The organism is Streptomyces sp. NPDC127106 (assembly GCF_042677605.1).
Taxonomy (GTDB): Bacteria; Actinomycetota; Actinomycetes; order Streptomycetales; family Streptomycetaceae; genus Streptomyces.
The window spans coordinates 46325-56744 of sequence record NZ_JBHXTC010000049.1; the positions used below are offsets into that span (position 1 = coordinate 46325).

Annotated in this window: 10 protein-coding genes; 7 read left to right on the forward strand and 3 right to left on the reverse strand. The window is 69.9% G+C overall.

Features of this window, described 5'->3' with window-relative positions:
* Positions 1-201: 201 nt before the first annotated feature.
* The 4 genes from ACFVGY_RS29685 to ACFVGY_RS29700 all read left to right on the forward strand — a co-directional run bounded on the left by ACFVGY_RS29685 (position 202) and on the right by ACFVGY_RS29700 (position 5138).
* Positions 202-2421, forward strand: coding sequence for a polyribonucleotide nucleotidyltransferase (locus ACFVGY_RS29685; protein ID WP_385682923.1), 2220 nt, complete (start codon positions 202-204; stop codon positions 2419-2421).
* Positions 2418-3797 carry a M16 family metallopeptidase gene (locus ACFVGY_RS29690; protein WP_385682899.1) on the forward strand — a complete coding sequence of 460 codons (1380 nt, stop codon included), beginning with the start codon at positions 2418-2420 and terminating at the stop codon, positions 3795-3797. The genes ACFVGY_RS29685 and ACFVGY_RS29690 overlap by 4 nt, the downstream gene beginning before the upstream one ends.
* Before the next feature lie 113 nt (positions 3798-3910).
* Positions 3911-4666, forward strand: a complete 756-nt coding sequence (gene dapB, locus ACFVGY_RS29695; RefSeq protein WP_385682901.1) for a 4-hydroxy-tetrahydrodipicolinate reductase — start codon at positions 3911-3913, stop codon at positions 4664-4666.
* Positions 4667-4685: 19 nt separating this feature from the next.
* Positions 4686-5138 (forward strand): hypothetical protein, encoded by a 453-nt coding sequence (locus ACFVGY_RS29700; protein WP_385682903.1) that lies wholly within the window; start codon positions 4686-4688, stop codon positions 5136-5138.
* Between the two features lie 34 nt (positions 5139-5172).
* Here the strand turns inward: ACFVGY_RS29700 and ACFVGY_RS29705 are convergent, their stop codons facing one another.
* A complete protein-coding gene (locus ACFVGY_RS29705; protein WP_385682906.1) occupies positions 5173-5736 on the reverse strand; it encodes a hypothetical protein in 564 nt (187 codons plus the stop codon).
* 47 nt (positions 5737-5783) lie between these two features.
* Positions 5784-6050 carry a hypothetical protein gene (locus tag ACFVGY_RS29710; RefSeq protein ID WP_385682908.1) on the reverse strand — a complete coding sequence of 89 codons (267 nt, stop codon included), beginning with the start codon at positions 6048-6050 and terminating at the stop codon, positions 5784-5786.
* 235 nt (positions 6051-6285) lie between these two features.
* Here ACFVGY_RS29710 and thyX point away from each other — a divergent pair, with 235 nt between their 5' ends.
* From thyX to ACFVGY_RS29725, 3 genes are all read left to right on the forward strand, one after another.
* Positions 6286-7026, forward strand: a complete 741-nt coding sequence (thyX, locus tag ACFVGY_RS29715) for an FAD-dependent thymidylate synthase (protein WP_385682911.1) — start codon at positions 6286-6288, stop codon at positions 7024-7026.
* A 257-nt stretch (positions 7027-7283) separates the two neighbouring features.
* Entirely contained in the window at positions 7284-8183 is a 900-nt protein-coding gene (dapA, locus tag ACFVGY_RS29720) for a 4-hydroxy-tetrahydrodipicolinate synthase (RefSeq protein WP_385682914.1), read from the forward strand.
* Between the two features lie 123 nt (positions 8184-8306).
* Positions 8307-9992, forward strand: a complete 1686-nt coding sequence (locus ACFVGY_RS29725) for a ribonuclease J (protein WP_385682917.1) — start codon at positions 8307-8309, stop codon at positions 9990-9992.
* 208 nt (positions 9993-10200) lie between these two features.
* Here ACFVGY_RS29725 and ACFVGY_RS29730 read toward each other — a convergent pair.
* On the reverse strand, positions 10201-10420 hold a 220-nt coding region (locus ACFVGY_RS29730), incomplete at its 5' end, for a hypothetical protein (protein WP_385682920.1).

Consider the following 10420-nt stretch of genomic DNA (forward strand, 5'->3'; position numbering starts at 1 on the left):
GCGTCGCACTGCGGTGCACAACTGATGAAGGAGGAGCGCCCTCCTACGCCGCCGGTCCTCGGTAGTGGTACCCGGAAATGCCCCACGGGCGCCGAACCGGGTACTTCGATCGAAGACCGGCCCACACGCAAGGAGCGCTTCTCCAGCCGTCCGCCGCCACACGGGCCGCGGACGGAGACGACGAAAATGGAGAGAACGCTAGTGGAGAACGAGACCCACTACGCCGAGGCCGTCATCGACAACGGTTCCTTCGGCACCCGCACGATCCGCTTCGAGACGGGCCGTCTGGCCCGCCAGGCCGCCGGCTCCGCCGTCGCCTACCTGGACGACGACACGATGGTGCTGTCCGCCACCACCGCGTCGAAGAAGCCCAAGGACCAGCTCGACTTCTTCCCCCTGACGGTGGACGTCGAGGAGCGGCAGTACGCCGCCGGCAAGATCCCCGGCTCCTTCTTCCGCCGCGAGGGCCGCCCCTCCGAGGACGCGGTCCTCACCTGCCGCCTGATCGACCGCCCGCTGCGCCCGTCCTTCAAGAAGGGCCTGCGCAACGAGATCCAGGTCGTCGCCACCGTCATGGCGCTCAACCCCGACCACCTGTACGACGTCGTCGCGATCAACGCCGCGTCCGCGTCCACCCAGCTGGCCGGCCTGCCCTTCTCCGGCCCCATCGGCGGCGTCCGCGTCGCCCTGATCAAGGGCCAGTGGGTCGCCTTCCCGACGCACTCCGAGCTCGAGGACGCCGTCTTCGACATGGTCGTCGCGGGCCGCACCCTGGAGGACGGCGACGTCGCGATCATGATGGTCGAGGCCGAGGCCACCGAGCAGACCATCACCCTGGTCAAGGGCGGTGCCGAGGCTCCGACCGAGGAGGTCGTCGCCGCTGGCCTGGAGGCCGCGAAGCCGTTCATCAAGGTCCTGTGCAAGGCCCAGTCGGACCTCGCCGCGAAGGCCGCCAAGCCCGAGGGCGAGTTCCCGGTCTTCCTCGACTACGAGGACGACGTCTTCGCCGCCCTGGACCAGGCCGTCCGCGGCGAGCTGGCCCAGGCGCTGACCATCGCGGGCAAGCAGGACCGCGAGGCCGAGCTGGACCGGGTTAAGGACCTGGCCGCCGAGAAGCTCCTGCCGGCCTTCGAAGGCCGCGAGAAGGAGATCTCCGCCGCGTACCGCAGCCTGACCAAGGCCCTGGTCCGCGAGCGCGTCATCAAGGACAAGGTCCGCATCGACGGCCGCGGGATCACGGACATCCGCACCCTCGCCGCCGAGGTCGAGGCCATCCCGCGGGTGCACGGCTCGGCGCTCTTCGAGCGTGGCGAGACCCAGATCCTGGGCGTCACCACCCTCAACATGCTCCGCATGGAGCAGCAGCTGGACACCCTCTCCCCGGTGACCCGCAAGCGCTACATGCACAACTACAACTTCCCGCCGTACTCCGTCGGTGAGACCGGCCGCGTGGGCTCGCCCAAGCGCCGCGAGATCGGCCACGGCGCGCTCGCCGAGCGCGCGATCGTGCCGGTCCTCCCGAGCCGCGAGGAGTTCCCGTACGCGATCCGCCAGGTGTCCGAGGCCCTCGGCTCCAACGGCTCGACGTCCATGGGCTCCGTCTGCGCCTCCACCATGTCGCTGCTGAACGCCGGTGTGCCGCTCAAGGCCCCCGTCGCCGGTATCGCCATGGGCCTGATCTCCCAGGAGATCGACGGCAAGACCCACTACGTGGCCCTCACCGACATCCTCGGTGCGGAGGACGCCTTCGGCGACATGGACTTCAAGGTCGCCGGTACCAAGGAGTTCGTCACCGCCCTCCAGCTCGACACCAAGCTGGACGGCATCCCGGCCTCCGTCCTGGCCGCGGCCCTCAAGCAGGCCCGCGACGCCCGCCTCCACATCCTCGACGTGATGATGGAAGCGATCGACACGCCGGACGAGATGTCCCCGAACGCCCCGCGGATCATCACCGTCAAGATCCCCGTGGACAAGATCGGCGAGGTCATCGGCCCCAAGGGCAAGATGATCAACCAGATCCAGGAGGACACCGGCGCCGAGATCACGATCGAGGACGACGGCACCATCTACATCGGTGCCGCCGACGGCCCGGCCGCCGAGGCCGCCCGCGCCACGATCAACTCGATCGCCAACCCGACCATGCCGGAGGTCGGCGAGCGCTACCTGGGCACGGTCGTCAAGACCACCACCTTCGGTGCCTTCGTCTCCCTGCTCCCGGGCAAGGACGGCCTGCTGCACATCTCGCAGATCCGCAAGCTCGCCGGCGGCAAGCGCGTGGAGAACGTCGAGGACGTGCTCGCGGTCGGCGCCAAGGTCCAGGTCGAGATCGCCGAGATCGACCAGCGCGGCAAGCTCTCCCTGATCCCCGTGATCGAGGGCGAGGACGCCGCCGACGCCGACAAGGACGACTCCGACAAGTGACGTCGCGTAGTTCCCGTGTGACGGCCCGCCCCTCTTCGGAGGGGCGGGCCGTCGCCCGTACCCAAACCCTCCTCAAGGGCGAGAACGGCATCGGCACCGTCCGGCGCACCGTCCTCCCCGGCGGACTGCGCATCGTCACCGAGACGCTGCCCTCCGTCCGCTCCGCCACCTTCGGCATCTGGGCGCACGTCGGTTCCCGCGACGAGACGCCCTCGCTCAACGGCGCCACGCACTACCTCGAGCACCTCCTCTTCAAGGGCACCGGCAGGCGCAGCGCCCTCGACATCTCCTCCGCGATCGACGCGGTCGGCGGCGAGATGAACGCCTTCACGGCGAAGGAGTACACCTGCTACTACGCACGGGTCCTCGACACGGACCTGCCGCTGGCGATCGACGTCGTCTGCGACATGCTCACCGGCTCGCTGATCCGCGACGAGGACGTCGACGCCGAGCGCGGCGTCATCCTCGAAGAGATCGCGATGACGGAGGACGACCCGGGCGACTGCGTGCACGACCTGTTCGCGCACACCATGTTCGGCGACTCCCCGCTGGGCCGTCCCGTCCTCGGCACCGTCGACACGATCAACGCCCTCGGCGCCGACCGGATCCACCGCTTCTACCGGAAGCACTACGACCCCACCCACCTGGTCGTGGCCGCCGCCGGCAACGTCGACCACGCCAAGGTCGTGCGCCAGGTCCGCGCCGCCTTCGAGAAGGCCGGCGCCCTCGGGCGCACCGACGCCCAGCCGATCGGCCCGCGCGGCGGCACCAAGCGGATCCGCACCTCCGGCCGCGTCGACCTGGTCAGCCGCAAGACCGAGCAGGCCCACGTCGTCCTCGGCATGCCGGGCCTCGCCCGCACCGACGACCGCCGCTGGGCCCTGGGCGTGCTGAACACCGCCCTCGGCGGCGGCATGTCCTCCCGGCTCTTCCAGGAGGTCCGGGAGAAGCGCGGCCTGGCCTACAGCGTGTACTCGTACACCTCGGCCTTCGCCGACACCGGACTGTTCGGCGTGTACGCGGGCTGCCGCCCCAGCCAGGTCCACGACGTGCTGCGGATCTGCCGCGGCGAGCTCGAGAAGGTCGTCGCGGAGGGCCTCACGGACGAGGAGATCAAGCGGGCCATCGGCCAGCTGTCCGGCTCCACCGTCCTCGGCCTGGAGGACACCGGCGCGATCATGAACCGGATCGGCAAGAGCGAGCTGTGCTGGGGCGACCAGATGTCGGTCGACGACATGCTGGCCCAGATCGCCGCCGTGACCCCGGACGACGTCCGCGCGGTCGCCCAGGACGTACTGGCCCAGCGGCCGTCGCTCGCGGTGATAGGCCCGCTGAAGGAGAAGCAGGCCGCCCGCCTCGACGAGGCGGTGGCCTGAGCCATGCGCGGCGGGGGAGACGGCCGGCCGCCCCTCGGGGACGGCCGGCCGCCGCCCCGCCCGCACCCCCGGCGGCCTGGCCGCCACGACCAGTGGAAGCGAAGGAAGTACGCATGAGCAGCAAGCTGCGGGTCGCGGTACTCGGTGCCCAGGGGCGCATCGGATCCGAAGCCGTCCGGGCCGTCGAGGCCGCCGAGGACATGGAGCTGGTCGCCGCGCTCACGCGCGGGGACAAGCTGGAGACGCTGGCCGAGACCGGCGCCCAGGTCGTCGTCGAGCTGACGACCCCGGCGTCCGTCATGGGCAACCTCGACTTCTGCATCCGCCACGGCATCCACGCCGTCGTCGGCACCACCGGCTGGACCGAGGACCGCCTCGGCCAGCTGCGGGGCTGGCTCGCCGGATCCCCCGAGACCGGTGTGCTCATCGCCCCGAACTTCTCCATCGGCGCCGTCCTCACCATGAAGTTCGCCGCCCAGGCCGCCCGCTACTTCGAGTCCGTCGAGGTCGTGGAGCTGCACCACCCGAACAAGGTCGACGCCCCCTCCGGCACGGCCACCCGCACCGCCCAGCTCATCGCGGCCGCCCGCGCCGAGGCCGGCTGCGCCCCGCAGCCCGACGCCACCGCCACCGCCCTGGACGGCGCCCGCGGCGCGAACGTCGACGGCGTCCCGGTGCACGCGATCCGCCTGCGCGGCCTGCTGGCCCACCAGGAGGTGCTGCTCGGCGGTGAGGGCGAGACCCTGACCATCCGTCACGACTCGCTGCACCACAGCAGCTTCATGCCGGGCATCCTGCTCGGCGTGCGGCGCGTGGTGGCGACCCCGGGCCTCACGTTCGGCCTGGAACACTTCCTCGACCTCGGCTGACGAGCAGGCAGTAACACCCATGCGCGCGAAGATCACCTATTTCATCACGGCCGCCGTCCTGGTCGTCTACTTCGTCCTGGTCGGCAGCCGGGGCCTGCTGCTGATCAGGCACGGCACCTGGCTGACGGTCGCCTTCGGCACGTCCGTGCTGATCCTGCCGGTCATCGGCGTCTGGTTCCTGTGGAAGAACACCCGGTTCGTCACCCGGGCCAACCAGCTCGCCACCGAGCTGGAAGCCGAGGGCGCGCTGCCCGTCGACGAGCTGGAGCGGGACGAGTACGGGCGGATCCTGCGGGACTCCGCCGACGCGGTCTTCGCGCGCCGCAAGGCCGAGACCGAGGACGCGCCGGGGGACTGGCGCAGCTGGTTCCGTCTGGCGGTGGCCTATCACGACGCCCGTGACACCCCGCGGGCGCGCAAGGCCATGCAGCGGGCCATCGCCCTGCACGACAAGAAGCCCGTACGGGTCTGATCCCCGTACGGGCTTCCCGTGCGCGCCGCGCGCCTCAGGCGGCGGCGCGCACCGTCCGGTACTCGTCGGCCCAGGCCTCGACCATGTCGACGGCCCGGTCGAAGGCCTCGGACCGGGACAGGAAGTCGGCGTTGTGGTCGGTCAGCAGCACCGGCAGCTCCGCACCGCCCCGGCGGGCCGCCGTCAGCGCCTGGCCCTGCACCGTCCTCGGCAGTCCGAGCCAGCGCACGGGCTGTTGCACGGTGCGGATCTCCGTGATCTCGTCCCAGGCGACCGAGCGGACGCTGAAGAACCCGACCCGGCGCAGCCCCGAACGGCTCACCCACACGCCCGTCATCAGCATCCGCAGCGCGGTCCCGACGACGCTGAGCGCGGCCACGAGGCAGACGCCCGCGCCGGTCCACGCGCCCGCGAAGGCGATGATCATCGTGGCGAGGAGCATGAACGCCGCGAGCAGGAGCAGCAGCGCGGAGCCGGCCACCCGCCAGGGCCCGGGCCGGTAGGGGCGGCGCCAGCGGTCGTGGTCGTCGTGGGCGAGGGGGACGTCTTCCTCTTGCGCGTCGAACGCGCCGTCGGCCGTCAAGAAGGGCAGGGGCACGGCTGGACCTCACTCACATGCACGTTCGGTTGGGCTTGTCCGTGAGGCTACCGCCCGTCGGAGGCCTGCGACTGCTGCGACGTGGCGGGCGCCCGGTGGGGCTGCAGTGCGGGAACGCCGAAGAGCAGGGAGCCGACGAGCCCCGCCACCACGGTCAGACCGACCAGACTACGGGCGACCATCTGCGGCGTGCTCAGGCGCTCGCGCGGTGGCGGGGCGACATTGCTGCGGAAGCGGTCGGCCTCGGCGACGAAGGCGAACGGGACGGGCTCGCGCCGGGAGGTGCCCGCCGGCGGGAGCTGGGGGAGGGGCACGGGGCGACTCTCCTCGTGGTCGGGGCCCCGGTACGGGGCGTCAGGTGGACAGGGGTGCCACTGGTAAGGACGTACGAACTGCCGCATTGGTGCCCGCATTCGGGACAACGGGAAGATTTCGTGGCGGTCCGTCAGCCGTGCGGACCGCCTGCCGCCACGGGGCGCGTGCACGGACTGCGGTGAGGGGCGCCGTAGAGTGGGCGCGCCCCCTGTAGGTCGTCCGGAAGGATCCCCGGTGAGCGAGACCGCCGCCCCAGCCCTGAAACCCATTTTCCGCAGTGATGTGACGGTGGAACTGGTCAAGCACACCGCCGCCGACTCGGACGTGCTGTGGGCCGCCCGGGTCTCGACGGCCGGCGAGATGTCGCTCGACGAACTGCAGAAGGATCCGGAGCGGTCCAAGGGCCTCATCAACTACCTGATGCGGGACCGCCACGGCAGCCCGTTCGAGCACAACTCGATGACCTTCTTCATCAGCGCCCCGATCTTCGTGTTCCGCGAGTTCATGCGGCACCGGGTCGGCTGGTCGTACAACGAGGAGTCGGGCCGTTACAGGGAGCTCCAGCCGGTCTTCTACGTCCCGGACGCGGAGCGCAAGCTGGTCCAGGAGGGCCGTCCGGGCAAGTACGTCTTCGTCGAGGGCACCGAGGCCCAGCTGGAGCTCACCGGCCGGATCATGGAGGACTCGTACCGCCAGGCCTACGAGTCCTACCAGGAGATGCTGGCGGCGGGCGTGGCCCGCGAGGTGGCCCGCTCGGTGCTGCCGGTCGGCCTGTTCTCCTCGATGTACGCCACCTGCAACGCGCGCTCGCTGATGCACTTCCTGGGCCTGCGCACCCAGCACGAGCTCGCGCAGGTGCCGTCCTTCCCGCAGCGGGAGATCGAGATGGTGGGCGAGAAGATGGAGCAGCACTGGGCCAAGCTGATGCCGCTCACGTACGCCGCCTTCAACGCGAACGGCCGCGTCGCCCCGTAGGCGGGGAAGGCGGCGGAGGGGCCGGCCGTCGGTCATCCGACCGATCCGCACAGACGTACGGAATCAAGTCCGAAGTGTCCGTATTGCGACGTTTCGTGAAGTTCATCTAGGCTGATCAAACGGACCCGGCACTGCTTGAACCCCCGAGCAGGCAGTGCCGGGCTCCACGCCCCTCCCAGCCGCTGCGGGAAGGAACGGCGTGCGTTGACGTCCCCCGAGGGGGCACCGTGAGCATGGCAGCGAGTAGCGTGTTACCCATGGCTCCGATCTCGACTCCGCAGACCCCCTTCGGGCGGGTCCTCACCGCCATGATCACGCCGTTCACGGCGGATGGCGCACTCGACCTCGACGGCGCGCAGCGGCTCGCCGTCCACCTGGTGGACGCAGGCAACGACGGCCTGATCGTCAACGGGACCACCGGTGAGTCCCCGACCACCACCGACGCGGAGAAAAGCGACCTCGTACGAGCCGTCCTGGAGGCCGTCGGCGACCGCGCCCACGTCGTCGCCGGCATCGGCACCAACGACACCCGCCACACCCTCGAGCTCGTCCGCCAGGCCGAGCGCGCCGGCGCACACGGCCTGCTGGCCGTGACCCCGTACTACAACAAGCCGCCGCAGGAGGGCCTCTACCGGCACTTCACGGCCGTCGCCGACGCCACCGGGCTCCCGGTGATGCTCTACGACATCCCCGGCCGCAGCGGCGTCCCGATCAACACCGAGACGCTGGTCCGCCTGGCCGAGCACCCCCGCATCGTGGCCAACAAGGACGCCAAGGGCGACCTCGGCCGCGCCAGCTGGGCCATCGCCCAGAGCGGCCTCGCCTGGTACTCCGGCGACGACATGCTGAACCTGCCGCTGCTGTCCGTCGGCGCCGTCGGCTTCGTCTCCGTCGTCGGCCACGTGGTCGCCCCCGAGCTGCGCGCCATGCTGGAGGCCCACCTCGGCGGCGACGTCCAGAAGGCCACCGAGATCCACCAGAAGCTGCTCCCGGTCTTCACCGGCATGTTCCGCACCCAGGGCGTGATCACCACGAAGGGCGCCCTGAACCTCCAGGGCCTGCCCGCCGGCCCGCTGCGGCTCCCGCTGGTCGAGCTGACCCCCGAGGAGACCGCCCAACTCAAGATCGATCTTGCTGCCGGCGGGGTACAGCTCTGACAACAGACTTCACAACTGAATAAGCAAGGCCTGAACCAGACACATGCAAGTGCACGGATGCACGACTGACATGCGCGCCACGTGCCTTACGAGGCACGTGGCGTGCGTGGTGAGGAGAGACTTTTGAGCCATCCGCACCCTGAGCTCGGCCCGCCGCCGAAGCTCCCCAAGGGCGGCCTGCGGGTCACCCCGCTCGGCGGCCTGGGCGAGATCGGCCGCAACATGACCGTCTTCGAGTTCGACGGCCGGCTGCTGATCGTCGACTGCGGCGTGCTCTTCCCCGAGGAGGAGCAGCCGGGCATCGACCTGATCCTGCCGGACTTCACGTCGATCCGGGACCGGCTCGACGACGTCGAGGGCATCGTCCTCACGCACGGTCACGAGGACCACATCGGCGCCGTCCCCTACCTCCTGCGGGAGAAGCCGGACATCCCGCTGATCGGCTCAAAGCTGACGCTGGCCCTCATCGAGGCGAAGCTCCAGGAACACCGCATCCGCCCCTACACCCTTGAGGTGAAGGAGGGCGACCGGGAGAACCTGGGCGTCTTCGACTGCGAGTTCATCGCGGTCAACCACTCCATCCCGGACGCGCTGGCGGTCGCCATCCGCACGCCCGCGGGCCTGGTCGTCGCCACCGGCGACTTCAAGATGGACCAGCTCCCGATGGACAACCGGCTCACCGACCTGCACGCGTTCGCCCGGCTGAGCGAGGAGGGCATCGACCTCCTCCTGTCGGACTCGACGAACGCCGAGGTCCCGGGCTTCGTCCCGCCGGAGCGCGACATCTCGAACGTGATCCGCGGCGTCTTCGCCGGCGCGCAGCGGCGGATCATCGTGGCGAGCTTCGCCAGCCACGTCCACCGCATCCAGCAGATCCTGGACGCGGCGCACGAGTACGGGCGCCGGGTGGCCTTCGTGGGCCGCTCGATGGTCCGCAACATGGGCATCGCGCGTGACCTGGGGTACCTGCGGGTCCCGCCGGGCCTCGTCGTGGACGTGAAGACCCTCGACGACCTGCCGGACGACGAGGTCGTGCTGGTGTGCACGGGCTCGCAGGGCGAGCCCATGGCGGCCCTGTCCCGCATGGCCAACCGCGACCACCAGATCCGGATCGTCCCCGGCGACACCGTGATCCTGGCGTCCTCGCTGATCCCCGGCAACGAGAACGCGGTCTACCGCGTGATCAACGGCCTGACCCGCTGGGGCGCCAACGTGGTGCACAAGGGCAACGCCAAGGTGCACGTCTCCGGCCACGCGTCCGCGGGCGAGCTGCTGTACTTCTACAACATCTGCAAGCCGCGGAACCTGATGCCGGTCCACGGCGAGTGGCGCCACCTGCGGGCGAACGCCGAGCTCGGCGCGATGACGGGTGTCCCGAAGGACCGCATCGTCATCGCGGAGGACGGCGTCGTCGTCGACCTCATCGACGGCAAGGCCCGGATCTCCGGCAAGGTCCAGGCCGGCTACGTGTACGTGGACGGCCTCTCGGTCGGCGACGTCACCGAGACGTCCCTCAAGGACCGCCGGATCCTCGGCGAGGAGGGCATCGTCTCGGTCTTCGTCGTGGTGGACAGCACCACGGGCAAGGTCGTGAGCGGCCCGAACGTCCAGGCCCGCGGCTCCGGCATCGAGGACTCCGCGTTCGCCGCGGTCCTGCCGAAGATCGAGGAGGCCATCGCCCGCGCCGCTGCCGACGGCGTGGCGGAGCCGCACCAGATCCAGCAGCTCATCCGCCGGACCATGGGCAAGTGGGTCTCCGACGGCTACCGCCGCCGGCCCATGATCCTCCCGGTCGTCGTGGAGGTCTGAGACCCGGCGTAGCCGTGTCACCGGAGCGGGGCAACCGGATTTGCATCGGGGGCCCCGCTCCAGTACGTTTACGGCTCCACCTCGTAACAAGCCCGGGCACACTCCTGTGTCCGGACTCGTCGTGCGAGCGGGTGGGAATCAGCACCCAGGAATACCTGATAAGGTCTGATCCGCCCGAAAGGGAAAGGCCCTCCAACGGCCACCGAATTCAAATCCGGACCGGAAACGCCACGGAAAAGAATCTGGTAAGGTTGGAATCGCCGGAAGGGGAAAACGCGAAAGCGAAGAACCCGGAAAGCGAAGCGCGAAACACTCTGATAGAGTGGGAAACGCAAGAACGAAAGCCCGGAGGAAAGCCCGAGAGGGTGAGTACAAAGGAAGCGTCCGTTCCTTGAGAACTCAACAGCGTGCCAAAAATCAACGCCAGA